The organism is Actinomadura verrucosospora, assembly GCF_039540335.1.
Classification (GTDB): domain Bacteria; phylum Actinomycetota; class Actinomycetes; order Streptosporangiales; family Streptosporangiaceae; genus Spirillospora; species Spirillospora verrucosospora.
The window spans coordinates 1-26,924 of the sequence record NZ_BAABEV010000046.1 but is presented as its reverse complement, the minus strand read 5'-3'; the positions used below and the strand labels follow the sequence as shown (position 1 = coordinate 26,924).

At 74.1% G+C, this 26,924-nt stretch carries 25 protein-coding genes and 1 pseudogene; 5 read left to right on the top strand and 21 right to left on the bottom strand.

Annotated elements, in window-relative coordinates; genetic code table 11:
- Positions 1–14: 14 nt before the first annotated feature.
- On the top strand, positions 15–1,442 hold the full coding sequence (gene gad, locus ABD944_RS34485) for a glutamate decarboxylase (RefSeq protein ID WP_345184016.1): 1,428 nt from the start codon (positions 15–17) through the stop codon (positions 1,440–1,442).
- Between the two features lie 73 nt (positions 1,443–1,515).
- On the opposite strand, the gene ABD944_RS34480 is transcribed toward gad, so the two are convergent.
- From ABD944_RS34480 to ABD944_RS34470, 3 genes are read right to left on the bottom strand one after another with little or no spacing between them, the layout of a single operon-like run.
- Positions 1,516–2,688 carry an acyl-CoA dehydrogenase family protein gene (locus tag ABD944_RS34480; protein WP_345184014.1) on the bottom strand — a complete coding sequence of 391 codons (1,173 nt, stop codon included), beginning with the start codon at positions 2,686–2,688 and terminating at the stop codon, positions 1,516–1,518.
- Positions 2,689–3,795 carry an acyl-CoA dehydrogenase family protein gene (locus ABD944_RS34475; RefSeq protein ID WP_345184012.1) on the bottom strand — a complete coding sequence of 369 codons (1,107 nt, stop codon included), beginning with the start codon at positions 3,793–3,795 and terminating at the stop codon, positions 2,689–2,691.
- Complete coding sequence (locus ABD944_RS34470; RefSeq protein WP_345184010.1) at positions 3,796–5,415, bottom strand: AMP-binding protein; 1,620 nt, start codon at positions 5,413–5,415, stop codon at positions 3,796–3,798. It lies immediately after the preceding gene.
- Between the two features lie 238 nt (positions 5,416–5,653).
- Between ABD944_RS34470 and ABD944_RS34465 the strand changes: the two genes are divergently transcribed.
- Both ABD944_RS34465 and ABD944_RS34460 read left to right on the top strand, forming a co-directional pair.
- On the top strand, positions 5,654–6,274 hold the full coding sequence (locus ABD944_RS34465; protein WP_345184008.1) for a TetR family transcriptional regulator: 621 nt from the start codon (positions 5,654–5,656) through the stop codon (positions 6,272–6,274).
- A gap of 103 nt (positions 6,275–6,377) precedes the next feature.
- Positions 6,378–6,611, top strand: a complete 234-nt coding sequence (locus ABD944_RS34460) for a DUF397 domain-containing protein (protein ID WP_089314270.1) — start codon at positions 6,378–6,380, stop codon at positions 6,609–6,611.
- 55 nt (positions 6,612–6,666) lie between these two features.
- Here ABD944_RS34460 and ABD944_RS34455 read toward each other — a convergent pair whose 3' ends face one another.
- The 10 genes from ABD944_RS34455 to uraD form a co-directional block, all read right to left on the bottom strand.
- A complete protein-coding gene (locus tag ABD944_RS34455) occupies positions 6,667–7,542 on the bottom strand; it encodes a hypothetical protein (RefSeq protein WP_345184005.1) in 876 nt (291 codons plus the stop codon).
- A 79-nt stretch (positions 7,543–7,621) separates the two neighbouring features.
- Entirely contained in the window at positions 7,622–8,620 is a 999-nt protein-coding gene (gene alc / locus ABD944_RS34450) for an allantoicase (RefSeq protein WP_345184002.1), read from the bottom strand.
- Entirely contained in the window at positions 8,617–9,915 is a 1,299-nt protein-coding gene (gene allB / locus ABD944_RS34445; RefSeq protein WP_345184000.1) for an allantoinase AllB, read from the bottom strand. Before allB ends, alc begins: the two co-directional genes overlap by 4 nt.
- The gene (pucD, locus tag ABD944_RS34440; protein ID WP_345183998.1) at positions 9,912–12,221 is read right to left on the bottom strand and encodes a xanthine dehydrogenase subunit D; all 2,310 of its coding nucleotides are present in this window, start codon (positions 12,219–12,221) and stop codon (positions 9,912–9,914) included. Before pucD ends, allB begins: the two co-directional genes overlap by 4 nt.
- A complete protein-coding gene (locus tag ABD944_RS34435) occupies positions 12,222–13,583 on the bottom strand; it encodes an 8-oxoguanine deaminase (RefSeq protein WP_345183996.1) in 1,362 nt (453 codons plus the stop codon). It abuts the gene before it with no gap.
- Positions 13,580–14,065 (bottom strand): (2Fe-2S)-binding protein, encoded by a 486-nt coding sequence (locus tag ABD944_RS34430; RefSeq protein WP_345184102.1) that lies wholly within the window; start codon positions 14,063–14,065, stop codon positions 13,580–13,582. The genes ABD944_RS34435 and ABD944_RS34430 overlap by 4 nt, the downstream gene beginning before the upstream one ends.
- Positions 14,065–14,943, bottom strand: coding sequence for an FAD binding domain-containing protein (locus ABD944_RS34425; protein WP_345183994.1), 879 nt, complete (start codon positions 14,941–14,943; stop codon positions 14,065–14,067). Before ABD944_RS34425 ends, ABD944_RS34430 begins: the two co-directional genes overlap by 1 nt.
- A gap of 25 nt (positions 14,944–14,968) precedes the next feature.
- The gene (gene pucL, locus ABD944_RS34420) at positions 14,969–15,829 is read right to left on the bottom strand and encodes a factor-independent urate hydroxylase (protein WP_345183991.1); all 861 of its coding nucleotides are present in this window, start codon (positions 15,827–15,829) and stop codon (positions 14,969–14,971) included.
- Entirely contained in the window at positions 15,829–16,143 is a 315-nt protein-coding gene (uraH, locus tag ABD944_RS34415) for a hydroxyisourate hydrolase (protein WP_345183989.1), read from the bottom strand. Before uraH ends, pucL begins: the two co-directional genes overlap by 1 nt.
- Entirely contained in the window at positions 16,140–16,613 is a 474-nt protein-coding gene (uraD, locus tag ABD944_RS34410) for a 2-oxo-4-hydroxy-4-carboxy-5-ureidoimidazoline decarboxylase (RefSeq protein ID WP_345183987.1), read from the bottom strand. Before uraD ends, uraH begins: the two co-directional genes overlap by 4 nt.
- A gap of 95 nt (positions 16,614–16,708) precedes the next feature.
- Here uraD and ABD944_RS34405 point away from each other — a divergent pair, with 95 nt between their 5' ends.
- Positions 16,709–18,151 carry a PucR family transcriptional regulator gene (locus tag ABD944_RS34405; RefSeq protein ID WP_345183985.1) on the top strand — a complete coding sequence of 481 codons (1,443 nt, stop codon included), beginning with the start codon at positions 16,709–16,711 and terminating at the stop codon, positions 18,149–18,151.
- A gap of 22 nt (positions 18,152–18,173) precedes the next feature.
- On the opposite strand, the gene ABD944_RS34400 is transcribed toward ABD944_RS34405, so the two are convergent.
- The 7 genes from ABD944_RS34400 to ABD944_RS34370 are packed head-to-tail and all read right to left on the bottom strand — an operon-like array spanning position 18,174 to position 25,258.
- Positions 18,174–19,037, bottom strand: coding sequence for an alpha/beta fold hydrolase (locus tag ABD944_RS34400; protein ID WP_345183983.1), 864 nt, complete (start codon positions 19,035–19,037; stop codon positions 18,174–18,176).
- Between the two features lie 38 nt (positions 19,038–19,075).
- Positions 19,076–19,813 (bottom strand): Clp protease N-terminal domain-containing protein, encoded by a 738-nt coding sequence (locus tag ABD944_RS34395; protein ID WP_345183981.1) that lies wholly within the window; start codon positions 19,811–19,813, stop codon positions 19,076–19,078.
- 49 nt (positions 19,814–19,862) lie between these two features.
- Positions 19,863–20,789 (bottom strand): NAD-dependent epimerase/dehydratase family protein, encoded by a 927-nt coding sequence (locus ABD944_RS34390; RefSeq protein WP_345183979.1) that lies wholly within the window; start codon positions 20,787–20,789, stop codon positions 19,863–19,865.
- Positions 20,786–22,291, bottom strand: coding sequence for a class I adenylate-forming enzyme family protein (locus ABD944_RS34385; RefSeq protein WP_345183977.1), 1,506 nt, complete (start codon positions 22,289–22,291; stop codon positions 20,786–20,788). Before ABD944_RS34385 ends, ABD944_RS34390 begins: the two co-directional genes overlap by 4 nt.
- The gene (locus ABD944_RS34380) at positions 22,288–23,457 is read right to left on the bottom strand and encodes a cytochrome P450 (RefSeq protein ID WP_345183975.1); all 1,170 of its coding nucleotides are present in this window, start codon (positions 23,455–23,457) and stop codon (positions 22,288–22,290) included. Before ABD944_RS34380 ends, ABD944_RS34385 begins: the two co-directional genes overlap by 4 nt.
- Positions 23,454–24,254 carry a glycosyltransferase family 2 protein gene (locus ABD944_RS34375; RefSeq protein ID WP_345183972.1) on the bottom strand — a complete coding sequence of 267 codons (801 nt, stop codon included), beginning with the start codon at positions 24,252–24,254 and terminating at the stop codon, positions 23,454–23,456. Before ABD944_RS34375 ends, ABD944_RS34380 begins: the two co-directional genes overlap by 4 nt.
- 2 nt (positions 24,255–24,256) lie before the next feature.
- A complete protein-coding gene (locus ABD944_RS34370; protein ID WP_345183970.1) occupies positions 24,257–25,258 on the bottom strand; it encodes a 3-oxoacyl-ACP synthase III family protein in 1,002 nt (333 codons plus the stop codon).
- A gap of 200 nt (positions 25,259–25,458) precedes the next feature.
- Here ABD944_RS34370 and ABD944_RS34365 point away from each other — a divergent pair, with 200 nt between their 5' ends.
- Positions 25,459–26,634 (top strand): cytochrome P450, encoded by a 1,176-nt coding sequence (locus tag ABD944_RS34365; protein ID WP_345184099.1) that lies wholly within the window; start codon positions 25,459–25,461, stop codon positions 26,632–26,634.
- 21 nt (positions 26,635–26,655) lie between these two features.
- Here ABD944_RS34365 and ABD944_RS34360 read toward each other — a convergent pair.
- A pseudogene (locus ABD944_RS34360) lies at positions 26,656–26,924 on the bottom strand (hypothetical protein); the annotation flags it as partial.

Genomic DNA, 26,924 nt, shown 5'->3' with positions numbered 1-26,924 from the left:
ACGAGGAGGGCGACATGGCTCCGAAGCACCCGCCCCGCGCCGGGCGCGCCGGCCGCGACCTGGAGATCAACCCGATCTTCACGCGGGAGCCCCTGACGGTCCCGCGGAACCGGCTGCCCGCCGGGGAGATGGAGCCGTCCACCGCCTACCAGGTGGTCCACGACGAGCTGATGCTGGACGGCAACGCGCGGCTGAACCTGGCGACGTTCGTGTCCACGTGGGCCGAGCCGGAGGCGCGGCTGCTGATGGCCGAGTGCGCCGAGAAGAACATGATCGACAAGGACGAGTACCCGCGCACCGCCGACCTGGAGATGCGCTGCGTGCGCATGCTCGCCCGGTTGTGGAACGCGGAGGACCCGCACCACGCCGTGGGCTGCTCCACCACCGGATCGAGCGAGGCCGCGATGCTCGGCGGCCTCGCGCTCAAGCGCCGCTGGCGGGAGCGGCGGCGGGCCGCGGGCGCGCCGGCCGACCGCCCCAACCTCGTCATGGGCGTCAACGTGCAGATCTGCTGGGAGAAGTTCGCGAACTACTTCGAGGTCGAGCCCCGCTACGTGCCGATGGAGGGCGACCGCTACCACCTCGGCGCGCGGGAGGCCGTGGAGCTCTGCGACGAGAACACCATCGGCGTCGTCGCCGTCCTCGGCTCCACGTTCGACGGGAGCTACGAGCCCGTGGCCGACATCGCGGCGGCGCTCGACGACCTGCAGGCCCGCACCGGGCTCGACGTCCCGGTCCATGTGGACGGCGCGTCCGGCGCGATGATCGCCCCGTTCCTCGACCCCGACCTGCCGTGGGACTTCCGGCTGCCGCGGGTCGCCTCCATCAACACCTCCGGCCACAAGTACGGGCTCGTCATGCCGGGCGTGGGCTGGGCGCTGTGGCGGGACGAGGACGCCCTCCCGGACGACCTCGTCTTCCACGTCAACTACCTCGGCGGCGACATGCCGACGTTCGCGCTGAACTTCTCCCGCCCCGGGGCGCAGGTCGTCGCCCAGTACTACAACTTCCTGCGGCTCGGCTTCGACGGGTACCGCCGCGTCCAGCAGGGGTGCCGGGACGTCGCCACCCGGCTCGCCGCCGAGATCGCCGGGCTCGGCCCGTACGAGACGCTCACCGACGGCGGCGAACTCCCGGTGTTCGCGTTCCGCGTCCGGGGAGACGCCCCCGGCTTCACCGTCTACGACGTGTCCGCCGCTCTGCGCGAGAACGGGTGGCTCGTGCCCGCCTACAGCTTCCCCGAGAACCGCACCGACCTCGACGTCCTGCGCGTCGTGGTGCGCAACGGGTTCGGGCACGACCTCGCCGACCTGTTCATGGACGACCTCCGGCGCGCCACGTCCCGGCTGCAACTGCACGAGCACGCCCACCGCGACCCCCGGGAGGTCGCCGGCTTCGCCCACGGCGCAGGGCCGAAGCAGGTGCGGGCCAGGAAGGTCTGACCGCGGGGGCGGCCCGCGGTCAGGCGGCGGACCGCCGCCCGACCCGGCCGGCCCGCGCGGCATCAGCGCGGCATCAGCGCGGCGCCCGGGGCAGCCCGAGGCCGATCATGGCGATCAGCTCGCGCTGGATCTCGTTGACCCCGCCGCCGAAGGTCAGCACGAGCGCGCCCTTGGCGAGCCGGTCCTGGGCCTCCATGAAGTCCGCCGTCTCCGGGTCGCCCGGGTCGCCGTACCGGGCCAGGACGTCCCCGACGATCCGGCCGACCTCCTGCATCCGCTCCGAGGCGTAGATCTTGGTGGCGGACGCGTCGGCCGCGCCGAGCCAGCCGAGGTCCTGGTTGGCCGCCACCTGCCAGTTGAGGAGCTCGTTGGCGCGCAGGTAGGCGTAGACCTGCGCGACCGCGCGCCGCACGGCGGGCTCCTCGATGAGCGGGCGGCCGCCCGGCCCCCGGGTCGTGCGGGCCCACCGCGCGAACCGGACGTGGGTGTGCCCGATGTTCCCGGCCGGGCCGAGCGTGACCCGCTCGTGGTTGAGCTGGTTGACGATGAGGTCCCAGCCCTTGTTCTCCTCGCCGATCAGCATGTCGGCCGGGACGCGGACGTCCTGGAAGTACGTCGAGTTCGTGTGGTGCGCGCCGTCCATCGTGATGATCGGCGTCCAGGAGAAGCCCGGGTCCGCGCAGTCCACGATGAGCATCGAGATGCCCTTGTGCTTCTTGGCCTCCGGGTCGGTGCGGGCCGCGAGCCACACGTAGTCGGCGTGGTGGGCGCCGGAGGTGAAGATCTTCTGGCCGTTGACGACGTAGTGGTCGCCGTCCCGGACGGCGGTGGTGCGCAGCGCCGCGAGGTCGGTCCCGGCGCCGGGCTCGCTGTAGCCGATCGCGAAGTGGCACTCGCCGGCGAGGATGCGCGGGATGAACCGCTCCTTGTGCGCCTCCGACCCGTACTGCAGGATCGTCGGCGCCACGGAGTTCAGCGTGATCAGCGGGTAGGTGACCTCGGCGCGGGCGATCTCGGTGGCGAAGATCGTCTGCTCGACCGGGCCGTAGCCGCGGCCCCCGTACTCCTTCGGGAGCGCGACGCCGAGCATCCCGTCGCGGCCGAGCCTCCGGCAGTGCTCCAGGTAGGGCGGGCCGAACGGGTCGGCGCGGATGGCCGCGCGCTGCTCCGCGGTCAGGCAGTTCTCGAAGTACTCGCGCAGCTCGGCGCGCAGCCGCTTCTGCTCGTCGGTCAGGTCGATGAACATTCAGGCCTCCTGGGCGATGAGGGCGCCGAGCGCGTCGAGACGGTCCTCGCCGCCGCCGAGCAGATGCCCGCAGTGCTTGCCCCAGGCGAAGTACCGGTGCAGCGGGTAGGTGATGTCCAGGCCGATGCCGCCGTGCAGGTGCTGGCAGGTGTAGAGCGCCTTCACCACGGGGTCGCACGCGTTGTAGGCGGCGATGGTGAGGACCTCCTCGGCGTCGTCCGCGCCCTGCGCCAGGCGCCACACGCCCGCCCACACGGCCACGTCCAGCGCGCGCTTGGCGATGTAGACGTCCCCGATCTGCATCGTGACCGCCTGGAACTGCGCGAGCGCCCGGCCGAACTGCTCGCGCGTCTTCGTGTACTCCTTCGTCAGCTCCAGCGCGCCCTCGATGACGCCGGACGCGACGGCGACCGCGCCCGCGACGGCCGAGCGGCGCAGGGTGTCCCAGGCGGCGCCGTCCGACGTCCCGCCGAGCAGGGCGTCCGCGCCGACCCGGACACCGTCCAGGGCGACCCGCGACAGCGGCTCCGACGTCGCCGACGGCTGCCCGGTGATCGTCACGGCGGAGGGCTCCACGAGGAACACCCCGACGCCGCCCCCCTCGACGCGGGCCGGGATGAGGATCAGGGACGCCTCCCGCGCGTACGGGACGAACGTCTTCACGCCGTCCAGCACGTACCCGCCGCCGTCCGGGCGGGCCGTCGCGGCGACCTCCCCTGCCCGGCCGACCTCGCGGTACGCGCCCGTCAGGATCGTCGCGCCCTCGGTGAGCGGGGCCAGCAGGGCGCGCTGCTCCGGCGTCCCGTGCGCCCCGATCGGGACGGCCGCCAGCGCGAGCGAGGCGTACGCCGGGACGGGCGCGGTGCGGACCCCGACCTCCCGCAGGACCACCGCCAGCTCGACCGGCCCGAGCCCGGCGCCGCCCGCGTCCTCGGGCAGGACGACGCCGAGCAGCCCCGCTTGCGCGAGCGCCTTCCACGTCACGTCGTCATAGGGCGCCTCGCTCTTCTCGAACGCCTCCAGCCGCTCCTGCGCGGCCTCCCGCGCGAGCACGTCCGCCGCGAGCCCCTTGATCTCTTGCTGGGTCTCGTCGAGGTTGAAGTCCACTCATCCGCTCCCTTCCAGGAGGTGCAGCCGGCCGCGGCGCTCGAACTCGTCCCGCAGCGCGGCCGCGTCCGCGGCGGTCATCGGGCGGTAGTCGAGGTCGCGGCCGGGCCGCCACCACACCGGGTCGTCGGTGCGCCAGCCCTCCCGGGCCAGCCGGCGCTTGAGGATCTTGTTGGAGGCGGTCGCGGGCAGCTCCCGCGCCACCCGCACGTACCGCGGGATCCACTTCGGCCCGAGGTCGGCGCGCCCGCGCAGGTAGCCGGCGAACGCGCCCGGGTCGAAGGCGTCGGCGGCGACGGCCAGCATCACCTGGTCGCCGGACGCCGCGTCCGGCACCCCGTACACGGCGAGCTGCCGGACGCCGGGAAGCTCCGCCAGGACCCGTTCCACCTGGACGGCGCCGAAGTTCTCGCCGTCCACGCGGACCCGGTCGCCGCTGCGCCCGGCGAAGAAGACGTAGCCGTCCGCGTCGGCGTAGGCGAGGTCGCCGCTCCAGAACATGCCGTCGCGGAGCCGGTCGGGGGCGTCCTCCTTGTAGTACCCGTCGAAAAGGCCGAGGTCGCCGGTGTTGACCAGCTCCCCCACGGCCTCGTCGCCGTTCACCAGGCGTCCGGCCTCGTCGAACACGCCGGGCGGGCACGGCCGGCCCGCCGGATCGAGGATCGCGATGCCGTCGGTGAGCCTCCCGAGCGCGCCCTGCGGCCCGAACGGGTCGGGCGCCAGCGAGATCGCCGTCTCCGTCGATCCGTAGCCGTCGATGACGAAGCACCCGAAACGCTCACCGAACGCCTTCTGCTCCACCGGCGCCGCCTCGTTCCCGAACGCGAACCGCACCGGATTGTCGGCGTCGTCCTCCCCCGCCGGTGTGGCCAGCACGTACGAGAGGGCCTTGCCGACGTAGTGCAGGTAGGTGCAGCCGTGGGCGCGCACGTCCGGCAGGACGGCCGACGCCGAGAACCGGGCGCGCAGCACCAGCTCGGCCCCGGCCGCCAGCGCCGGCGCGTACGCCGCCATGACCGCGCCCGAGTGGAACAGCGGCATCGGGCAGTAGACGACGGCCTCCGGCGACAGCATGCGCCCGGCGAGCATCTCGCCCGGCACGACCACCTTCCGGTGGGTGACGCGGACGGCCCGCGGACGCCCCGACGTCCCGGAAGTGAAGATCAGCATCAGCAGCGTCCCGGCCCCGATCGCCGAGACGCCGGGCACCGGCGAGCCCGCGAAGGGCGCGACCAGCTCACCGAAGGCGTCCACGTCGACCACGGGCAGCCCGAGCGCGGCGGCCTTCTCCGCATACCGCGGCTGGGCCAGCACAAGATCGCAGTCGGCGCGCTCCGCGTCACCCGCAAGCTCGACGGCGCTCCGCGTCGGGTTCAGCGCCACGACCACGGCCCCCGACAGCGCCGCGCCCCCGAGGAGGAACACCACCTCGGGAAGGTTGTCGAGCAGGACGCCGACGTGGACCGGCCGGTCGGGGCGCGCCTCACCGCGCATCCACGCGGCGCGGGCCGCGCACTCGGCCACGACCTCCCGCCACGTCCAGGCCCGGCCGTCGTCGGCGGACCGCAGCCCGGGGCGGTCGTCGTCCGCCCGCGCCTCCAGCAGCGCCGCGACGCTCACCGGCCCACCTCCCCGCTCCGTCCCACGGCGAAAAAGTAGAACAGATTCTACTAAGTGTCCAGAGGGCCGATCTCCCTCCTTCGCAACCCGGTTCGCCTGGGTGTCATGGGAAACCGGGCGGGTAAGGGCGGCCGGAGACGAGATCGCGGTGAGCTGATCAGATAACAGGTTCTCGCAAGAGCGGTACCCTGGGAGGGACGCGTCGGGCGACCGGGCCCGCACAGAAGGGAAGGCGACCGTGACCGCAGAGCCGACAGTGACCGGGGAGGAGACCCGGGGTCAGCCGGGCGGCCAGGGCGTGCGCTCCCGCAGCCAGCACCAGCGGCGCAAGCGTATCGTCCAGGCGGCCGCGGCGCTCGCATCGCGCGGCGGGATCGAGGCGATGCAGATGCGCACCGTGTCCGAGCGCGCGGGCGTCGCCCTCGGCACCCTCTACCGCTACTTCCCGTCCAAGATGGACCTGGTCGTCGCCGTCGTCAGCGAGGAGCTCGACCTCCTCGAAGGCAGCATCGAGCGCCGCCCGCCCCGCGCCGGAGGCGCCCCGGACCGCGCCGTCGAGGTGCTGATGCGCGCCACCCGCGGCCTGATGCGCGAGCCGGAACTGGCGGAGGCGCTGATCCGCTCCCTCCTCCTCTCCGACGTCAAGACCGACTTCGGCGACCGCATGAGCGAGCTGCTCCTGCGCGCCGCGTCCGGCCCGCCGGAGAACATCCCCGCCGAGGACCCCCGCCGCCTCGTCGCCCGCGCCCTGTCCGGCATCTGGACCATGGAGATGATCGAGATGCTGCGCGGCAACGCCACCGCCGAGGAGATCCAGGCCCGCCTGGAGATCACCGCCTCGCGCCTCCTCATCGACTGAGCGACACGGGAGCGAACGGAGAGTCACCGTTTTCCCATGTGCCGCCCATGCGTTCCCCATTAGCCTTGGGTCCGACAGGAGCCAGGACGAAAAAGGGGTGCCAGTGACCGGACAGGAACCGATCCTCAGCGACGGGGTCATCATCGAGTTCATCGATGGCAAGGACGTCCCCGTCCAGCACAAGGACTTCGGTGAGCGGGCCGTCGTCATGCGCGACGCCAAGAACCCCGAGGGCCCGATCCTCTACTTCACCGAGGCCGAGTGGGACGCCTTCATCGCCGGCGTCAAGGACGGCGAGTTCGACGACCTCCTGGAAGACCCCACCGAGGCCCCGTGACCGGCCCAACGCCCCCGGCACCCACCGGGGGCGTCCTCACCCTCGACCGAGCGGCTCAGCCGAACAACTGGTCAGCGCGCTCCGCCGTGACGGCACGAACCAGCCACTGATCCAACTGCTCCGGGTCAGTGCAGGCCAGGACCCGCTCCCGCACGTCGTCCGACACCGAAAGCCCCCGCGCTTCGAGGACCTTCAGCACCGACTTCGCCTCGCCTTCGGCCTGGCCTTCGGCGTGCGAGCGCCGGAACGGCTCGCTCTTGAACTTGTATCCGGCGGCTCCGGCTTTCACGTACCCCTCCAAGATCTTTCGGGCGCCTTTCGAGAGCACGCCCATTACCAGGTCAGTGTACAGACGACCGTTTTCCTCGTCCTCGTTCGAGATGGTGGCGAGGGCGGCGTGCGTGATCTCCAGGGACTCCTTGTCGGTCGGGATGGTGTTGGCCAGGGCGGCCAAAACGGTCATCTCTGGCCTCTGTGCGGCCTGGTCGGGGGTGGTAACGAGGGGCTCCATGCCAGGGCCGACCACGTACGGGACGAGGTTGAAGCCCGGGTGACCGATCTGGATCGCCTCGCGCGCCCATTCCGCCACCGATCGGCTGGGGCAGATGACCAGGAGATAGCACGGGCACAGGAGCTTGGCGTGCAGCGAGGTCAGATAGACCGGCCAGCTGCCGTGCTTGTCGGGGTCCTTGGCGAGCTGGGTTTCGGCTATGACGCCGATGGTGGGCTCGGTGGACCCGGCTTCGCATATTTCGACGACGTTGTCGGCGACGTAGGCGGCAGGGGCCGGCTGTGTACAGCTCTCGCTCGTCGACCTGATGGTGGCCGCGTCGGACACGTCGATTCCGAAGGCGGTTTTGAGTAATTGGGCCACGACTTCCGGGTTGTCCCGGATGATCTTTATTGGCCCTTCGTGTTTTGCGGTGACCATGCACGGCAAGTTACTTGACTGTCACTGTTAGATACCGTGACTATCCCATGACTTCTCGTGTGGCGTGCATCACAGTCCGTTATTTACGGGTGTGAGTGTTCCATTGGGTTATTAGGGCTTGTTCGGCTTTGGGGGTTAGGGGGCCCCAGAGGCGTAGGCGGGCTATGCCGCCGTCGGGGTAGATGTCCAGGCGGACCTTCGCTACCTCCGGGGTCTTCAGGCGGTAGTGGTGGCGGGTGTCGGGTTGCAGGCGGGTGCGCTGGAGGATGACGGCGTGGTCGCCTTTTGTGGTGGTGGCCGTCAGCTGGGCTTCGGCGGGGGCGTTGAATTTGAGGTTCGTGGTGTCGATTTCGGCGAGTTCGATGGTGCCGGGGGCGGCCAGGGCTATCTCGGCCCAGTCATTGCCTCCGTCGCGGCGGCGGGCGGTTTCCCAGCCTTCGGCCTGGGTGCGGGCCAAGCCGGGGAACAGCATGTTGTCGGGGGACGAGTAGAAGCGGTCGGAGCAGTCGAGGACGTGGGCGCCGTTCTCCAGGGCGGCCAGGTCCACCGTCAGGCCCGTCAGGTAGGCGGGGTTCGGGACGACCCTGCCGTGGACGCGGAGGCGCGCGATTCCGCCGTCCGGGAACACGTTGAGGCGGACGTGTGTGAAGACGCGTTCCGGCTCGGCCGTCGGGAGGGTGTGGGTGGTGTCGCCCTGGAGGGGGGTCTTCGGGACGATCTCCAGCCAGTCGGCGGCGTCGAGTTCGGCGGGCGTGGGGTAGCCGTCGGCGAAGCAGGCCTCCACTGAGGCGTGTGGGGGGTAGTTGCCCTTGAACCAGGCCGTGTCGATGACGATGCCGTGGATCCGGCCCGGGAGGCCCAGGCGGATCAGGGCCCAGTCGTGGCCGGGGGTGCGGCGGCGGGCGGTCTCCCAGCCGTCGTAGAGCTGGCCCTTCGGGCCGAAGGTCTCCGGGCGGAAGGCCGGTCTCCACGGGTTGAGCAGATTCTCCTTCTCGGCGAAGGACTCGTCGCTGGCGGCGACGACCGACCCGCCGAGGGTGCGGACGGCCAGGTCCGGCAGGGCGGTGACGTCGGTCATCGTCCCTCCTCGCGGGTGAGCAGGCGGCCGGCGGGGACGTCGCCGACGGGTGCGCCGCGCAGCCAGGTGGCCTGGACGACCCCCGTCAGCGTTCTGCCCTCGTAGGGGGTGACCGGGTGGCGGTGGTGGAGGGACGCGGGGTCGACGGTGAAGGTCTCGTCCGGGGCGAAGGCGACGAGGTCGGCGTCGTTTCCGACGGCGATGGCGCCCTTGCGGGGGACGGCGGCGAGGGCGGCGGGGGCCTCGGACATCCAGCGGGCGACCGCGGCCAGGTCGTGGCCGCGGGCGCGGGCCGCCGTCCAGACGGCGGGGAGCCCGAGTTGCAGGGACGAGACGCCGCCCCACGCGGTGGCGAAGTCGCCGCGTTTCAGGTCGGGCGTGCAGGGCGAATGGTCGGTGACGACGCAGGAGATCACTCCGGAGGCGAGTCCCTGCCAGAGCCGGTCGCGGTTGGCGGCGTCGCGGATGGGCGGGCAGCACTTGAACGCGGCGGTCCCGGCGTCGCCGTCGCAGAGGGTCAGGTAGTGGGGGCAGGTCTCGGCGGTCACCGGCAGGCCGTCGGCCTGGGCCTTGGCGAGGACGTCCAGGCAGTCGGCCGCCGACAGGTGCAGGATGTGGGCGCGCACCCCGGTCTCCTCCGCCAGCCGGACGACCTGTTCGACGGCCCGGCGTTCGGCGGAGGGCGGGCGGGAGGCGAGGAAGGCGCGGTAGTCGCCGCCGGTCGGCGGGGACAGCGAGGCCGGGTCCTCGGCGTGCACGATGACCAGGCCGCCGAAGGCGGCGATCTCGCGGAAGGCCGCTCTCATCTCGGCGGGCGCGAGGGGCGGGAACTCCGGGACCGCCGAGTCGGAGGTGAAGCACTTGAATCCGAAGACGCCGAGGTCGTGGAGCGGGCGGAGCGAGGGCGTGTTGCCGGGGACCGCGCCGCCCCAGAAGCCGACGTCCACGGCGCAGGCGCCTTCGGCGGCGGCGCGTTTGGCCGCGAGCGCGGGCGGGTCGACGGTCGGGGGCAGCGAGTTGAGCGGCATGTCGATGAGCGTGGTGACGCCGCCCGCCGCCGCGGCGCGGGTCGCGGTGGCGAAGCCCTCCCATTCGGTGCGGCCCGGCTCGTTGACGTGGACGTGGGTGTCGACGAGCCCGGGGAGCAGCGCGACGTCGCCCAGGTCCACCGAGGCGGGTGCGGCGTAGGGCGAGATCGCGGTGATGCGCCCGGCGCGGACCGAGACGGCCGCGGGTCGCTCTCCTTCCGGCAGGACGGTCCGGCGGGAACGGATGACGAGGTCGTCCGGGGTCATGGGCCGGCCACGATGTGCTCCGGGCGGACGGGGACGCGCGTCAGCGCCCGGCCCGTCGCGTCCCTGATCGCGGCGACGACGGCGGGCGTGGACGACAGCGTGGGCGGCTCCCCGGCGCCGCGCAGCCCGTACGGGGCCTCGGGGTCGGGGTGCTCCAGGATGTCCAGCCGCATCGGCGGCATGTCGAGGATGGTGGGGATCAGGTAGTCGGTGAAGGACGGGTTGCGGACCAGGCCGCCGCTCACGACGATCTCCTCCATCAGCGCCAGGCCGAGGCCCTGCGCGGTGCCGCCGTGGATCTGCCCCTCCAGCGCCGTCCGGTTGAGGATCCTGCCGACGTCCTGGACGGCGGCCAGCTCGACGACCTTGACGAGGCCGAGGTCGACGTCCACGTCGACGACGGCGCGGTGCACGCAGAGGGCGAGCTGGGTGTGGCTGCGGCCCTGACCGGTGACCGGGTCCAGGGGCGTGGTGGGGCGGTGGTGGTACTCGCGGGTGCACTCGACGGCGGTCTCGCCGAGGACGTCCTCGATCGTGCCGAGCGCGCCCCCGGCCCGCGAAATGATCTTCCCGCCGGCGACGGTCAGGTCGGTGCGGCCGAAGCGGCGCCCGGCGAGCGCGAGGAGCTCGGCGCGGACCGCCTCGCAGGCCGCCTTGACCGCCCCGCCGGTCATGTACGACTGGCGGGACGCGCTGGAGGACCCGGCGTCGCCGACCCGGTTGTCGGCCGGGGCGATCGTGACCTTCTGGACGCCGAGCTCGGTCCGGGCGATCTGCGCCTTGACCGTGACGAGGCCCTGCCCGACCTCGGCGGCGGCGGTGTGCACGAGGGCGGTGGCCTCCCCGCCGATGACCTCCAGCCGGACGCGGGCCGTGGACAGGTCGTCGAACCCCTCGGAGAAGCAGATGTTCTTGAGCCCGACGCCGTAGCCGACGCCCCGCACGACGCCCTCGCCGTGGGTCGTCTGGGAGACGCCGCCCGGCAGGTCGCGCAGGTCGGAGCGGTCCGGGGCGGGAGGCATCGGCATGGCCTCCAGCCGGGTCAGCATGTCCGCGAGCGGCGCGGGCGACTCGATGACCTGCCCGGTCGCGAGCCGGGAGCCCTGCGCGACGGCGTTGCGGCGGCGGATCTCGACCGGGTCGAGGCCGCAGGCGGCGCCGAGCTTGTCCATCATCGACTCGTAGGCGAAGCACGCCTGGACGGCGCCGAACCCGCGCATCGCGCCGCACGGCGGGTTGTTGGTGTAGACGCCGTACCCGTCGATGCGGATGTTGGGGATCTCGTAGGGGCCGACGCCCAGCGAGGCGGCGTTCCCGACGACGTTCATCGTGGACGAGGTGTACGCGCCGCCGTCCAGGACGATCTCGACGTCGGCGTAGAGGAGCCGTCCGTCCCGCGTGGCGCCGTACTCGTACCGCATCTGCGCGGGATGCCGGTGGACGTGCCCGAAGAACGACTCGTACCGGTTGTAGGACATCTTCACGGGCCGGCCGGTGCGCAGCGCCAGCATCGCCGCGTGGATCTGCATCGACAGGTCCTCGCGGCCGCCGAACGCGCCGCCGACGCCGGCGAGCGTCATGTGGATCTGGTCCTCGCGGAGCGCGAGGCAGGGCGCGATCTGCTTGAGGTCGTTGTGGATCCACTGCGTCGAGACGTGCAGGTCGACGCCGCCGTCCTCGGTCGGGATCGCCAGGCCCGCCTCGGGGCCGAGGAACGCCTGGTCCTGGATGCCGACCTCGTACTCGCCGGACACCACGACCTCCGCCGCGGCCCTGGCGGCGTCCACGTCGCCGACCCGGACCGGCTGGTGCCGGGTGATGCCGCCGCGGTCCTGGACCTTCAGGCCCTCCGGGTCGGCGATCACCGCGCGCGGGTCGGTGACCGGCTCCAGCACCTCGTAGTCGACGGCGATCCGGTCCATCGCGCGCCGCGCCGTCTCGGGGTGGTCGGCGGCGACGAGCGCGACCGGCTCGCCCTGGTGCCGGACCTGGTCGATGGCGAGGACGGGCTGGTCGTCGGTGTGGTCGATGCCGAACACCTTGCGGCCGGGCACGTCCTCGTGGGTGAGGACGGCGCGGACGCCGGGCAGCGCGAGGGCGGGGCCGACGTCGAGCGACCGGATCCGCGCCCGGGGGTGCGGGCTGCGGAGCGTGGCGCCCCACAGCATGCCCTCCAGCCACAGGTCGGAGGCGTAGGCGAACTCACCGGTGACCTTGAGGGTGCCGTCGGGGCGCAGCGGGCTCTCGCCGACTCCGCCGGTCCCCGGGGTGGCGGCGTGGGCCGGGGTCGTGGTCGGGGACGTCATTCAGAGCACCTCCTCCGCGAGGCGCATCAGGCGGCGGTGGGCGTCCGCGCCGCGCCGCCCGGCCTCGTCCTGCGGGACGGTGACGAGCGTGTCGCCGTCCACGATCGTGCGCCCGCCGACGAGCAGGCGCTCCAGCGGCGGCGTCGGGCCGAACGCCAGAGCGACGACCGGGTCGTCGACCGCGGCGCGGAAGCCGTCGACGCGCCAGAGCGCGATGTCGGCGAGCCTGCCGGGGGCGAGGGCGCCGATCTCGTCCTCGCGGCCGAGGCAGCGGGCGCCGCCGAGGGTCGCCATCTCCAGGGCCTGCCGGGCGTCCAGCGCGGTCGGCCCGTACCGGGCGCGCTGCATGTAGATCGCCTGCCGCAGCTCCCCGGCCAGCGGGACGAGTTCGGCCGACGCCGCCCCGTCCACGCCGAGCCCGACCGCCGCGCCCGCCTCCAGCAGGTGCGACACGCGGGCGATCCCGGCGCCGAGGCGGGCGTTGGAGCTCGGGCAGTGCGCGGTGCCGGTGCGGGTCTCGGCGAGCCGTTTGACGTCGGTGTCGTGCAGGTGGACGCAGTGCGCGAGCCACACGTCGGGGCCCAGCCAGCCGATCGAGTCCATGTACTCGGTCGGCGTCATGCCGAACTGCTCGCGCGTGTGCTCCTCCTCGTCGAGCGTCTCGGCGAGGTGGGTGTGCAGGCGCACGCCCTTGTCGCGCGCCAGCCGGGCCGACTCGACGAGCAGGTCCCGCGTGACGGAGAACGGCGAGCAGGGCGCGACGGCGACGCGCAGCAGGGAGCCGGGCGAGGGGTCGTGGTACCGGTCGATCGCGGCCTCGGTCTCGGCGAGGATCGTGTCGAGGTCCTCGACGACCTCGTCCGGGGGCAGTCCGCCCTGCGACTCGCCCCGGTCCATCGACCCCCGGCACGGATGGAACCGGACGCCGAGCTCCCGGGCGGCCTCGATCTCGGCCGCGAACAGGTCGCCGCGCCCCTTGGGGAACAGGTAGTGGTGGTCGGTGGACGTCGTGCAGCCCGACTTGGCGAGCCATCCGAGCCCGGCGGTGGCGGCGCCCGCGACGACCTCGGCGTCCATCTTCGACCACGGCTGGTAGAGGGTGGTCAGCCACTCGAACAGGGTGCCGCCGACGGCCATGCCCTGGCTGGCCCACTGGTAGAGGTGGTGGTGGGAGTTGACCAGGCCGGGAGTGGCGAGGCATCCCGTGCCGTCGATCCGTTCGGCCCCGTCCGTGCCCGTCTCCGGGGCCGGACCGGGCCCGACGGACGTGATCCGGTCGCCCTCGACCACGATGTGGCCGCCCGGGTGCTCGTCACCCGACACGGTGGCGACATGGGCGTTCTCGATCACGAGGCGCCTCATCGGGCGACCGCCTTCCGCTCGGCCGCCAGGCGCACCGCGTCGAGGATCTTCTCGTAGCCGGTGCAGCGGCACAGGTTCCCGGCGAGGGCCTCGCGGATCTCCGCGTCGGACGGCGCCGGGTTCCGCTCGATCAGGTCGTGCGTCTGGACGATCAGGCCGGGCGTGCAGAACCCGCACTGGACGGCGCCCGCCTCGACGAACGCCTCCTGGACGGGGTCGAGCCGCTCCTCGCCCGGCGGCCCCTCGGCCAGTCCCTCCACGGTGACGACCTCGCGGCCCTCGGCCTGGCCCGCCGCGACCAGGCAGGCGCACACCGGCACGCCGTCGAGGTAGACGGTGCAGGAGCCGCACTCGCCCTGCTCGCAGGCGTTCTTGGAGCCGGGCAGGCCCATCCGCTCGCGGAGCATGTAGAGGAGGCTCTCGCCTTCCCACACTTCGTCCACGGCCTCCTCGGCCCCGTTGACGGTCAGGTTCACGCGCATCACGAGGCCGCCTTTCCCACGGTCGCCCTGCGGTGGTCGTCCCAGGCCCAGGTGAGCGTGCGGCGCGCCAGCACCGCCAGGGCGTGCCTGCGGTACCCGCCCGTCCCGCGGACGTCGTCGATCGGCGACGCCGCGTCCCGCACCAGCTCGCCGAAGCGCCGCGCGGCGGCCTCGGCGAGCGGGCGGCGCCCGTCCCAGTCCAGCTCGCCGGAGATGAACGCCTCGGCCTCGGTCGCGCGGCGCGGGGTCGGGGCGGCCGAACCGAGGCCGGTGCCGACGCGGCGCTCGCCCGGGTGCAGCGCGACCGCGAACGAGCAGACCGCGATCACCATCGCGTTCCGGGTGCCGATCTTGGAGAAGTACTGCGGGCCGGACGCGGGCGCCGTCCAGAACGCGCGGATCAGCTCGTCCGGCGCGAGGGCGTTGCGCTTCACCCCGGTGAAGAACTCCGCGATCGGGATCATCCGGACACCGCGCTCGGCCGACTCGGCCTCCACCACCGCGTCCCCGGCCAGCAGCGGCGGATGGCCGTCCCCGGCGGGCGACGCGGCGCCGAGGTTGCCGCCGATCGTGCCACGGTTGCGGATCTGCGGCGACCCGACCGTGCGGGCCGCCTGGGCGAGGCCGGGCAGCCGCCCGCCCAGCTCGCCGATCAGCCGCGCGTAGGGGACGCCGGCGCCGACGCGGAGCCGGCCGTCGACCGTGTCCCATTCGGCGAGGGCGCGGATCCGGGTCAGGTCGAGCAGTGCCTCGGGCCGCCGGACGTCGAAGTTGATCTCGACCATGACGTCGGTGCCGCCCTGGACGGGCAGGGCCCCGGGCCGCGCGGCCCTGGCGGCGAGCGCGTCCTCCCAGGTCAGCGGTCGTAGAAAGTCCATGTCTCAGTATTCCTCCATGGCGGCCTCAGTCGAAGGCCGCCGGGGCGGCGGGCGCGTCGTCGGTGAGCACCGTCCCCTCGATGAGCCCGTACGGGCGGTCCGCCGCGAAATAGACCTCGTTGTCGTTGTCCATGCCGAACGGTTCGAGATCGACCAGGAAGTGGTGCCGGTTGGGCAGCGACAGCCTGACCTCGCAGACCTCCGGCCGTTCGGTCAGGACCCGGCGCCCCATCTGGTAGAGCGTCTGCTGGAGCGACAGGCTGTGCGTCTCGGCGAAGGCGTGCAGCAGGCCGTCGCGGGCGGCGGCGTAGGACTCGTCCCAGGCCCCGGCCGTGCCCCGGTGGCGCCACCGGGCCGTCACCGCCGTGGCGAGGATCCGGTCGTCGGTCGGTTCGAGCGTCGTGAACTCGTCCCGGGCGAAGCCGTGGAACTCGCTGCCGGTGGAGTTGAGGACGACCAGGTCGGTGAGGCCCGAGACGACCGACTCCCCCTCCGCGCCGCAGTGCACCAGCGCCGTGCGCACCTCGCCGCCGTCCCGGACGAACGAGTGGCCGCCCGTGACGCGCCGCCAGCCGTACTCGCGGATCTCCACGCGGGCATGGGCGACCGCCGGCTGGGAGGCCGTGAAGTGCCGCGCGAGCAGGAGGCCGAAGTCCTCGATCGCGCCGATGCCGTACCTCTTGGCGAACGCGAACACTGTGTTCTTCTGGGTGTCGGTCGGCAGCACGGCCGCGTTGTCGCCGGTCAGGTGGACCTCGTCCATGGCGCCGGAGAGGGCCACGCCGACGTTCAGGTCCTTGAGCCGGTGGACGCCGCCGTCCCGCGTCACGCGCACGACGCGCGTCTCCGCCTTGCCGTAGCGGTTGGGCCCGAGAACGATCGCCACTAGCTCCCCCGGTACGTCGAGTACGCGAACGGGCTGATCAGGAGCGGGACGTGGTAGTGCCGGCCCGGGTCGGCGATGGTGAACGCGACCGTGACCTCGGGGTAGAAGTCCGACAGCCCCTCGGTGGCGAACGTCAGCCGGTGCACCCCCTCGCCGGGCTCGGCGCCCCACTCCCGGACGCGGCCGTCGGCGTCGGTGCGGGCCTCGGCGAGCGTCGTCCAGCCGCCGCCCGCGTCGCGGCGGTCCAGCCGGACGGCCACGCCCGCGGCGGGCACCCCCTTCGCCGCGTCCAGAACGTGCGTCGAAAGGCTCACGCGTCCTCCTTCCCCAGCCGGGCCAGCCGCAGGTCGACGATCTCCGCCAGTTCCCGGCGGACGGCGTCGCGCTCGGCGGCGGGGTCGTTGCCGAGCCGTTCCCGCAGCGCGGCGAGCATCTCCAGCGCGGAGCGCCCGGACGCGCGGATCAGGAACACGTGGCCGAAACGCTCCTCGTAAGCCCGGTTCCCCGCGACGAGGGCGTTCTGAACATCGGCCTCCGCGGCTCTCGCCGCGGCCTGCTCTCCCCGCGACCAGCGGGCCTCCAGCGTGGCGCCGCCCACCCGGTCCCCGATGCGCGGATGCGCCGCGAGCGCCTCCTCGACGTCCGCCCAGTCCAGGCCGTCCAGCGCCCGCCGCGACGCGGCGCGCAGCGCGGCGAGGTCGGGGTAGGCCCGCCCGCCGACCGCGGCGATCCACCGGCGGGAGGCGCAGCAGGCCGCCAGTTCCTCGGTGCTCGGTTCCACCACGCTTGCAGTACACAAGCCCGTCCGGGGCCAGGTCGAGAGGCAGGACGTCCGAACCGGGGCGCCGGTCGCGGGTGGTCTTTTGTAGCTTCCTACCTATGAAGCTGCGTTCCCTGCTCGCCATGCCCGGCCTGCGGCTGGAGGTCGTCACCGGGGAGGACGAGCTGGACCGGCCGATCCGCTGGGTCGTCACCACCGACCTGATCGACCCCGGCCGTTACCTGCGCGGGCGCGAGCTCGTGCTCACGGGTCTCGTCTGGCGGACGGGCCCGGCCGACTCGGAGGCGTTCGTCGCGGCGCTCGCCGGGGCGGGCGTGTCCGGCCTGGCCGCGTGGGACCTCACGCTCGGCGCCGTCCCGGACGACCTCGTGGCGGCGTGCCGCCGGCACCGGATGCCGCTGTTCAAGGTCCCGGAGGACGTGGCGTTCGCGACCGTCACCGAGGAGGTCGTCCGGCACCTGTCCGGCGCCCGGGCCGCCGACCTCGCCGCCCTGCTGGACCGGCACCGCCGCCTGGTCGAGGGGACCGGGCTCGACGCCGTGCTCGACCTGGTCGGCCACTGCCACGTCCTCTCCCCGGCCGGGCGCGTCGTCGCGGGCCCGCAGCCGGCCGACCCCGCCGCCCTGGCCGCCGCGTTCCTCGGCGCGCCGCGGCTGCCGCACCACGTCCCAGATCAGGACATGTCGGTCTTCGCCGTGTCGCCCGCCGACACGCCCCGGGTCGCCGACTGGTTCGTGGCGCTGGAGGGCGACGTCGCCGCCTGGCCGCCCGAACGCCACGCGATGGCCGGAGAACTCGCGGCCATCGTCGGCCTCGAACGGGCCCGGATGCGCGCCGACGACCGCGCGTCCCAGGACATCGTCACCGCCGCCTTCACCGGGGACGACCCGCCCGAGCCGGAGAGGCTCGCCTCACCGGTCGTGGCCGTCGCCGCGTCCGCGCAGGGACCGCTGCGTCCGGGCGAGCTGCGCACCGTCCTCGCCGAGGTCGTGCCGGGGGCGCGGCCGGTGGTCGGGCTGCTGGACGGGGAGGCCGTCGCGCTCGTCCCGTCCGCCGGGGAGGACGTCGCGGCAGCCGTCCAGGACGCCCTCGGCTTCCTCGCCCCCGGCCTGGCGGGCACCCGCGTGGCCCTCGGGGTGAGCGGCCCCGCCGGGCCCTCCGGGCTGCGCGGCGCGATCGAGGAGGCGCGGCACGCCCGCCGCCTCGCCGCGACCCGCCCCTCCCCCGTCTGCGTGGTCCGGCACGAGGAGCTCGCGACCCACGTGCTGCTGCTCGCCAGCGTGCCGGACGACGTCCGCCGGATGTTCCAGGTGCGCCTGCTGGACCCGCTGCACTCCTACGACGAGGTCCACGGCGCCGACCTCGTCCGGACGCTGGAGACGTTCCTGCGCAACTCCGGGTCCTGGACGCGCTGCGCCGAGGAGCTCCACCTCCATGTGAACTCGGTCCGCTACCGCGTCCAGCGCATCCAGGACCTCACCGGCCGGGACCTGTCCCGGATGGAGGACCGCGTCGACTTCTTCCTCGCCCTCCTCGTCTGAGCCGCGCCGGCCCCGGCGCCCGTCAGGCGGAGGTGTGGCGCAGGAGCGCCGGGACGACCGCGTCCCAGGTGCGGCGCGGAAGCTCGTTGCCCGTGCCCGGCAGGACGAGGAGCTCGGCGGACGGGATCTCGGCGGCCAGCGCCCGGCCGTTGCCCAGCGGGAAGAAGGGGTCGTCCTCCCCGTGGACGACGAGGGTCGGGGCGCTGATCTCGGGAAGGCGCTCGCGCCAGCGGTCGCCGGTGTCCAGGGCCGCGAAGACGGTCCCCATCTGGTTCGCCCGGTGCGCCTTGCCGGGGTCGGCCCCGGTCACCGTGCGGTCGAAGATCCGCTCGATGTTCGCGCGGGCCTCGGCCTCGTCGAAGGACGTGCCCGCCGTGTGGCGGGCGTTCTCGACCTGGAAGGCGACCACCGACTCCCGGTCCGTCCAGTCGACCTGCGGGCGCTGCATGAAGCGGGCCATCAGCTCCGGGGCGTGGTCGGGCAGGTCGGGGTCGGCCGGCCCCGGGGCGGTGGGCCGGGTGGCGACGAGGGTCAGGGTGGCGACGCGGGACGGGTGGTCGAGGGCGAGGAGCTGGGCGATCCAGCCGCCGGCGCCGAACCCGGCGACGTGCGCGGACGGCAGGCCGAAGGCGTCGAGGACGCCGGCGGCGTCGGCGACGAGGTCGCGCAGGGTGTAGCGGGGCGCCTCGGGGTCGGCGGTCTCGGACCGGCCCGTGTCGCGCAGGTCGTAGCGGACGGCGAACCTGCGCGAGGCGGCGAGGCGCTCGCACAGGTCGTCCGGCCACGTGAGCATCGTGTTGCCGATCAGCAGGATCGGCGGGTCGGACGGGTCACCGAACGTCTCCGCGCACAGTTCCGCCCCGTTGGCCTTGATGAGGTTCTCCATGGTGGGGTGGACCGTGCGCGGAGCCGGAACTCATCGCTTCACGGCGTGTCCCTCTTGGCGGCGATGGCCTCCAGGGCGGCGGTGATGTTCGCCTCGGCGGCCGCCTTGTCGACGCCCGCGTCGGAGAGGGCGCCCGTGCCGTCCTCGAACTCCAGCAGGGCGAGCAGGATGTGCTCGGTGCCGACGTAGTTGTGGCCGAGGCGCAGAGCCTCGCGGAACGTCAGTTCGAGGGCCTTCTTGGCGTCCTGGCCGAAGGGGATGAGCTCGGGGAGCTCGCCCTCCGCCTCCGGCGGGAGCGCCGCCGTGGCGGCCTGCCGGAGGGTGTCCAGCAGGACGTCCTGGGCGAGGATCGCCTTGGCGGCGAGCGCCTCGGGCTCGGTGAGCAGGGCGAGGACGAGGTGGGCCGGGGTGATCTCGGCGTTGCCGGCGGCGCGGGCCTCGCTCATCGAGGCCACGACGACCTTGCGGGCGCGCTCGGTGTAGCGGGAGAAGCCCTGCGAGGGGTCGAGGTCGGGCTGCTCCCCCTTCGGGACGAAGCGCTTCTGCGCCGCCTGCTTGCTGACGCCCATGCTCTTGCCGATCTCCGTCCAGGACGCGCCGGAGCGGCGGGCCTGGTCGACGAAGTGGCCGATGAGGTGGTCGGCGACCTCGCCGAGGTGCTCGGCGGCGAGGACCGCGCTGGTCAGCTGTTCGAGGGCGTCGGTGTGGACCTTCTTGATGCCGTTGATCAGGTCGTCGAGGCGGACCTGGACGGGAGGCCGCTGGGATTCGGTCATGCGTCAACCATAGGTTGACGATCCTCGATCGTCAACCTGGGGTTGACGCTCACCAGCCGACGGCCCCGGCGAAGGACGTCGGGGCCGGGTCGTAGCCGAGGGCCTCGCGGGCGGCGGTGGTGTCGAAGGTGCGCTCCAGGGCGAGATGGCTGATCGCGTAGCGGGTGAGGCGCGGCGGTTCCGAGCGGCGGGCCAGCAGGAACGCCCCCTCGGCAACGGCGGCCAGCGGTCGCGCGGCGCGGGCCGGGACGTACACCGGGCGCGCCCGCACGCCGCGCTCCCGCAGGATCGCGCGGAAGGCGTCGTCGATCGCGACCGGCTCCGCGTCCGCGACGTTGAAGACGCCGGAGGCCGCCGGTCCCGTCGCGGCCAGCACGCAGGCCTGGACGAGGTTCCCGACCGAGGTCAGGCTGACGCGCTGACGGCCCGTCCCGACGGCGGGCAGGACCGGGCCCCGCACGGCCGACAGGACGCGCGGTAGGAGCGTCGTGTCGCCGGGCCCGTAGACCGCGTGGGGGCGCAGGATGATCGCGCCGGCGCCCGCGGCGGCCCGTTCGGCGGCGGCCTTGGAGGCGCCGTAGGCGTTCATGTAGCGGCGCACCGGGGCCTCGTGCTCGCGCGCCATGGAACTCGGCACGAACGGGTCGTACACGCTGGCCGTGCTGACGTGCACGAACCGCGCACCCGGGAAGCTCGCCAGGGCGTTGCGCGTGCCGGTCAGGTTGGCGGCGAAGAGGGCGGCGGCGGGCCCCCAGTCGGTGACGCTGCCCGCACAGTGGACGACCGCGTCCACTGCGGGCGCGTCCGGAAGCGGGCCCCGCGTCAGATCCCAGGACCGGTAGGGCGCGCCGCCCACGTGGGCGGCGTTCACCGCCGGGCGGCGGCCGAACGCGAGCACGGCGGTCCCCGCGGACGCGAGCGCCCGGCACACCGCGCCGCCGACGAACCCGGACGCCCCGGTCACCGCGATCCTCACGGCGCCACCAGTTCACGGAGCCGGTCCCGGTCGAGCTTGCGGGTGCGCCCGGACCGGGGCAGCTCATCCAGGACGACGATGCGGTCCGGGAGGGCGTCGTGGTCGATGACGTCCGGGAGGGTCCGGCGCAGCCGGTCGGGCAGGTCGCGGGGGCCGACCACCGCGAGGACGACCTCCTCGTCCCCGGTCCGCGGGTCCGGCACGCCCACGATGGCGGCCTCGGCCACGCCGGGCAGCGCGGCGATCGACGGTTCGTACAGGCCGGGGTAGAGGTTGAACTTCCCGCGGATCAGCATGTCCTTCTTGCGGCCGGTCAGGACGAGGCGGCCGCCGTCCAGCCGCGCGAGGTCGCCGGTCGGCAGCTCCGCGACGGGGTCCGCGCCGAGGTAGCCGCGGCACAGGTTGGGGCCGGACAGCAGCAGCTCCCCGTCGGCGCCGAGCCGGGCCCCGACCCCGGGCAGCGGCGCGCCGAGCAGGTCGCCGGGCCCGTCGTGCGCGAGCTTCTCCCGCGCCGACGCGATCGCCACGGGCAGGATCTCCGTCATCGCATACACCGACAGGACCTCCGCGGCGGGGGCCGCCTCGACCGCCTGCCGGAGCACGGCCGGGGGCGCGGGCGCCGCGCCGAGCAGCACGTACCGGACGGACGGTGGCAGCTCGCTGCACGCGTCCAGGATCTCGGCCAGGTGGACCGGGACGCAGAACGTGTGCGTGGCCCGCCGCTCCCGCATCAGCCGCGCGAAGTCGGCCGGGGCGCAGAAGAGCGGCGGCATCGACCAGCGGGCGCCCGCGATGAGCGTCGGCAGGCCGAGCATGAGCTGGTCGGTGTGGACGACGTCCCCCGGCCCGAGGGGCAGCCGGGACCGGAAAAGGTCGAGCGCCGCCGCCAACGACGCCTGCGTGTGGACGACCGCGCGGGGGTCCGCCGTCGTCCCCGACGTGAAGATGACGGCGGCGGGCGCGTCCGGGTCGGCCTCGCGGTCGGGCTCGGGGGCCTCGCCCCCGGCCAGGCGCGCGAAGGACAGCGCTCCCCGGGGCACGCCCGGCAGCCGGCGGCCCACGTGGAGGTGCCGCATCGGGCCCTCGCCCGGGATCTGCAGGTCGGCGAGGTTCGGCAGGAGCAGCCCGCGCCGCCGCGCGTACGCCCTGACGGGCCGGAGCCTGCTGCCCGCGTACAGCACCGACTCGGCCGCCGACCAGCGGGGACGGGCCAGCCGCAGCCGCGCGGTGAACATCTCCGGCCCGGCCCCCGGGTCGGCGAACACCACGACTCCCCCGGCCGCGACCACGCCCAGCGCGAGGACGAGCGACTCCGGCGAGGGGCGCACCGAGAACAGCACGCCGTCGCCCGGGGCGAGCCCGCCGGACAGCAGCCCGTGCCGGACGGCGAGCACCTGCCGCCGCAGGTCGCCGTAGGTGAGCTCCGCGCCGTCCCCGGAGATCAGGGCGACGGCGGACGGGGTCCGCGCCGCCTGGTCGAGAAGCCGCCGGACGAGCGTCATGCCGCCCTCCCTTCCGGGGAGCGCCCGGACCGGACGGCCAGGTGGCGGTATGTCGGGATCAGCACGTTCCGGGCGGCGGCGCGGCGCGTGACCGTGAGCGGCGCGGCGGCGAGCAGCGTCCGGGCGACCAGCCGGATCTGCGCCATGGCCAGCGGATACCCGATGCAGAAGTGCGGCCCGGCGCCGAACCACAGGCGGCGCAGCTCGGGCGGGTGCGGCCGGTCCAGGTCGAACGGGCCGTGGGCGCGGCAGCAGTTGTGCGTGGCGATCAGCACCCGGTCGCCCGGGCGGACCGCCGCGCCCCCGACCACGGCCGGGCGGTGCACGCTGCGCAGCATGACGGGCGTCGGCGTCGCGACCCGCATCGCCTCCTCCACGGCGCGGTCCAAGAGAGCGGGGTCGCCGGCGACGCGGTCGAGCTGCCCGTGGTCGGCGAGCAGGGCGATCAGACGCGGCAGCAGCGTGGCGACGGTCTCGGTGCCGGTCAGGAAGAACGCGCCGGCGGCGCCGCGCGCCTCGTCCCGCGACAGGCCGAGGGCCCGCATCCGCCCCATGACGGTGGACTCGTCCCCCGCCAGGTAGGACTTCGCCGCGATGTCGCCGAGCGGGTCGAGCACCGCGCGGGCGCGGCGGGCCTGGGACGGGGAGAGCCGCCGCGTGCGCAGCGACACCATCGACACGATCTTCTCTCCCTCGTCGAACAGGTCCCGGTAGGCGGCCTCGGTGCCGCCTTCGAGCCCGATCACCTCGCCGATCACGGTTCCGGCCATGACGCGCGCCGCGTCCACGAGGTCGACGGCCGCGCCGCGGCGCAGGCGGTCCGACAGCGCGGCCAGCGGCTCGGCCAGCACGCGGGCGCACAGCGCCTCGGTGTAGGAGGGGGTGAACAGGTCGGTCAGGCGGCGGCGGAGGGCGCGATGGGCGTCGCCCTCCATGTTGAGCAGGACGGACGGCCCGAGGACGGGCGTCCACAGCTCGCCGGGCGAGCCGGGGCCGTCCTTGCGGAACGTCTCGCCGTCCATGAGGACCTCGCGGGCCAGGGCGGAGTCGTTCACGACCACCCCGACTCCGGGCACGCGCACGACCGGCCCGCGCCGCGCGACGCCGCGCAGCAGGGGGTAGGCGACCGGATGGGCGGCCAGGTAGAGCCGCGTCTCCCAGTTCACCGGCCGTCCCCCGCGCTCAGCCGGATGTCCACGACGGCGGGGCGGTAGCGGTGGTCGGCGTACCAGCCGAGCGTTCTGACGAGCCCGAAGGCGCGGAGCCGGCGGACGGACCCGTAGACGACGACGTCCCTGCGCAGCCCGTAGGCGTCGGTCACGTAGCGGACGCGGTTGACCAGCGCGCGGTCCTCGTGGACGTCCTCGATGCGGGTGCGGGGGAAGCCGCCCGCCCGCGCGTACAGGTCGGCGGTGATCGCGAGGTTGCAGCCCGGCATCATCACGTACGGCCCGAGGTACAGCGGGTCCTGGTTGCCGGGACGGAACCGCCCGAACAGGGCGGCGAGGTCGATGACGGCGGGCAGCAGGCGGCGCTCCCAGAACTTCAGCGGGAACTCGTCGGTGCGCGGCAGCAGCGGTCCGGACACCATCTCCAGGCCCTCGGCGAACGCCCTCTTCACCGCCGCGACCCAGCCGCGGTGGGGCAGGCAGTCGGCGTCGGTGCGGGCGACGTGCGTGGCGCCCGCGCCGATCGCGTGGCGGACGCCGGTGTCGGCCGCGGCGCCCGTCCCCTTCTCCGGCTCGTGGACGATCCGGACGTCGAACGCCTCCGTGCCGGCGGCGAACTCCTTGACGGCGGTGGCGGTCGCGTCCGTGCTGCCGTTGTCGACCACGACGAGCGTGAAACCGGTGTCGGTCTGCGCGGCGAGGCGGCGCAGCGTCGCGCCGATCGAGCTCTCCTCGTTGTAGGCGGGGATGACGATCCACAGATTCATCGGCTCCGCGGGTCCGGGCTGGTTCATCGTCACAGCTCCGCGAACACGACGCCGAGGCTGACGCCGCCGGCGAGCCCGATCAGCGCGATCCTGTCGCCGGGCCCGCAGCGCCCCTCGGCGAGCGCGGTGGCGATCTGCAGGGGGAGGCTCGCGGACGCGACGTTGCCGTGGTCGGGCAGCGTGACGACGAGCCGGTCGGGCGGGATGCCGAGGATCGCGCGCAGCGTCTCCAGGTACGGCAGCGTGACCTGGTGGACGCCGACGACCGCGAAGTCGTCCCAGGTCAGCCCGGTCTTGGTGAGCGCGGTGGTGAAGATCTCCGGACCGGTCGCCAGGAAGGCGTCCTTCAGCCGCCGCCCGTCCCCGCTGAAGTAGCCGAACTCGGGGTCGCGCGGGTGCATCGAGCCGCCGCCCGGGAGCGTCCCGACCTCCCACGCGGCGGAGACGGCGGCGAAGTCGCGGTAGAAGATCCCGCCGTCCGGGGCGGCCTCGACGAGCATCGCGGCGCCGCCGTCGGAGAGGGTGTAGCCGGCGAACGCGTCCACGAACTGCGCGCGGTCGCGCACGTTCCAGCGGATCGCGCGGGATGGGCTCTCGCCCGTGCAGACCAGGACGCGCTCGTGCTGCCCGGTGCGGATCAGCGCGTCGGCCATCTGGAGGCCGTTGAGGAAGCTGTTGCAGGCGTTCTTGACGTCGAAGACGGGGCAGGTCGCGCCGAGCTTGGCGGCGACGATGTGCGCGGTCGCGGGCTCCACGAGGTCCTGCGACGCCGACCCGAAGACCAGCAGGTCCAGGCGCTCCGGCTCGACCGCGCGGTCGGCGAGGGCGCGGCGGGCCGCGGCGACGGCGAGGTCGGACGCCTGCTCGTCGTCGCGCATGACGTGCCGGGCGCGGATGCCGGTCATCCGCTCCACGATCGTGGGGTGCGGCCGGTACCCGGCGCTCTCGGCCGCGACGCGGGCCTCGACCTCGGCGCTGCTGACCGTCCGGTCCGGCAGGTGCGCGGCGGCGGCGGTGATGCGGGCTCTCATGGGATCGGGTCCCCCGGTTCCTCGTGCTCGGTGTCCGGCCAGCCTCGCCGACCGCGGGCGCTCCCGGTCAGAGGAACCCTACGCATCCCGGACCGGGCGTTGTACCCGGTACGTCGTGAGTACTGCCACTTAGCCCGGTTTGAGGGATACCGCGTTTCCCTCCGGGTTCCCCCGCCCGCCAGAATCGGCGGGTGACCAGCATGAGGACCGACCGGGCGGCGCGGTACGAGGCACGGCTGCTGTGGACGGCGAACCCCGGCCTGTACGCCCTCCTGGAGGCGGCGCGCCACACCGGCCCCATCACCCGCGTGCCGAGGCTCGGGTGGGTGGTGACCGACCCCGTCCTCGCGCGGCAGGTCCTCAACGACCACGCCCGCTTCGGCATGAACGGCGAGGGCGGCGTCGGCCACCTCTGGACGCAGCTCTTCGGGGACGAGATGGGGCGGTTCTTCGGCGGGGCGACGCACACCGAGGTCCGCACCCGCGCCCGGGACCTGTTCACCGAGGACGCCGCGCGGACCCTCGTGGAGCGTTCCCAGGGAAGGACCCACGCCGCGCTCGCCGCCCGCCTCGCCGCCGGGGCCGCCGTCGACGTCGCCGACGCGGCCCGCGTCCTGGCCGGACGCATGGTCGCCGACCTGCTGGGCCTGCCCGCGGACCGGGCCGACGCCGCCTACCGCGCGCTCTTCGCCTCCGGGGAGCGGCTCGCCCGGCTGGCGCTCGGCACGACCGCGTCCACCGGCCTGGACCCGGCGGTCGTCGCGCGGGCCCGCGCCGTCGTGGACGAGATCACCACGGGCGTCCCGCACGCCTACCGGACGGCGGGGCCGGACACCCTCCTCGGCCGCTGCCGCGAGATGGGCCTCGGCCTGCCGCTCGCCCGCGGCCTGGCGACCCTGCTCGTGATCGCCGGGACGGAGACCGGGGCGTCCGGGACCGTCCGCACCGCCGCCCTGCTGCACGACACCGGAGGGCAGCGGGCGCTGCTCGACGACCCGTCCCTCATGGACAACGCGGTGCGCGAGGGCCTGCGCGTCGCGGCCCCCGCGCCAGTGATCGGGCGGCACGTCTCCCGGGACGCCGCGCTCGGCGGGCGGCGGCTCCGCGCGGGCGACCGGGTCCTGCTGCTGACCTACCGGGCGACGGGCGCCGCCGGGCCGTTCGACGTCCGCCGCGCGTACGTGCCCGAGACGCGGCAGCTGTGGTTCGGCGGCGGGCGGCACCTGTGCCTCGGCGCCGCCGTCGCGCGCGTCCAGGTGGCCCGGATGCTGGAGACGCTGCTGGCCTCCGGCCGCCCGTACCGGGTCGCCTCCCGCCGCCCGGCCCGCCGCGTCCTCGTCCCGTCGTACGCCGAGCTGCGCGTGCGGTCCGCCTAGGGCCGGCGCCGCTCCGGAACGCTAGACCTCGGGGATGTCGGTCGGCGGGGCCTGCTTCCCCGGGGCGTTCGGGGTCGGGGCCGTCGGGGTCGGGGCGGGCGCCGGGGAATGCGTGATCGTCGGACCGACCGGCCGCGCCGGCCGCTCGTCGCGGGGGGCGGAGTTCCACCACCAGAGCGCGAAGGAGATCGCGAGCAGCACCAGCACGCCGCCGAGCACCTGGAGCACGGCCGCCCGGGGGCTCGGCTCGCGGCCGCGGCGGCGCTGCGCGAGGCGCCCGCCGGCGGCCC

Excerpts from the sequence above, each read along its gene's own strand:
- gad (WP_345184016.1), top strand. The coding sequence starts at position 15 with ATGGCTCCGAAGCACCCGCCCCGCGCCGGGCGCGCCGGCCGCGACCTG.
- ABD944_RS34480 (WP_345184014.1), bottom strand. The coding sequence starts at position 2,688 with ATGTTCATCGACCTGACCGACGAGCAGAAGCGGCTGCGCGCCGAGCTG.
- ABD944_RS34455 (WP_345184005.1), bottom strand. The coding sequence starts at position 7,542 with ATGGTCACCGCAAAACACGAAGGGCCAATAAAGATCATCCGGGACAAC.
- alc (WP_345184002.1), bottom strand. The coding sequence starts at position 8,620 with ATGACCGACGTCACCGCCCTGCCGGACCTGGCCGTCCGCACCCTCGGC.
- allB (WP_345184000.1), bottom strand. The coding sequence starts at position 9,915 with ATGACCCCGGACGACCTCGTCATCCGTTCCCGCCGGACCGTCCTGCCG.
- pucD (WP_345183998.1), bottom strand. The coding sequence starts at position 12,221 with ATGACGTCCCCGACCACGACCCCGGCCCACGCCGCCACCCCGGGGACC.
- ABD944_RS34435 (WP_345183996.1), bottom strand. The coding sequence starts at position 13,583 with ATGAGGCGCCTCGTGATCGAGAACGCCCATGTCGCCACCGTGTCGGGT.
- ABD944_RS34430 (WP_345184102.1), bottom strand. The coding sequence starts at position 14,065 with ATGCGCGTGAACCTGACCGTCAACGGGGCCGAGGAGGCCGTGGACGAA.
- ABD944_RS34425 (WP_345183994.1), bottom strand. The coding sequence starts at position 14,943 with ATGGACTTTCTACGACCGCTGACCTGGGAGGACGCGCTCGCCGCCAGG.
- ABD944_RS34405 (WP_345183985.1), top strand. The coding sequence starts at position 16,709 with ATGAAGCTGCGTTCCCTGCTCGCCATGCCCGGCCTGCGGCTGGAGGTC.
- ABD944_RS34400 (WP_345183983.1), bottom strand. The coding sequence starts at position 19,037 with ATGGAGAACCTCATCAAGGCCAACGGGGCGGAACTGTGCGCGGAGACG.
- ABD944_RS34395 (WP_345183981.1), bottom strand. The coding sequence starts at position 19,813 with ATGACCGAATCCCAGCGGCCTCCCGTCCAGGTCCGCCTCGACGACCTG.
- ABD944_RS34385 (WP_345183977.1), bottom strand. The coding sequence starts at position 22,291 with ATGACGCTCGTCCGGCGGCTTCTCGACCAGGCGGCGCGGACCCCGTCC.
- ABD944_RS34375 (WP_345183972.1), bottom strand. The coding sequence starts at position 24,254 with ATGAACCAGCCCGGACCCGCGGAGCCGATGAATCTGTGGATCGTCATC.
- ABD944_RS34370 (WP_345183970.1), bottom strand. The coding sequence starts at position 25,258 with ATGAGAGCCCGCATCACCGCCGCCGCCGCGCACCTGCCGGACCGGACG.
- ABD944_RS34365 (WP_345184099.1), top strand. The coding sequence starts at position 25,459 with ATGAGGACCGACCGGGCGGCGCGGTACGAGGCACGGCTGCTGTGGACG.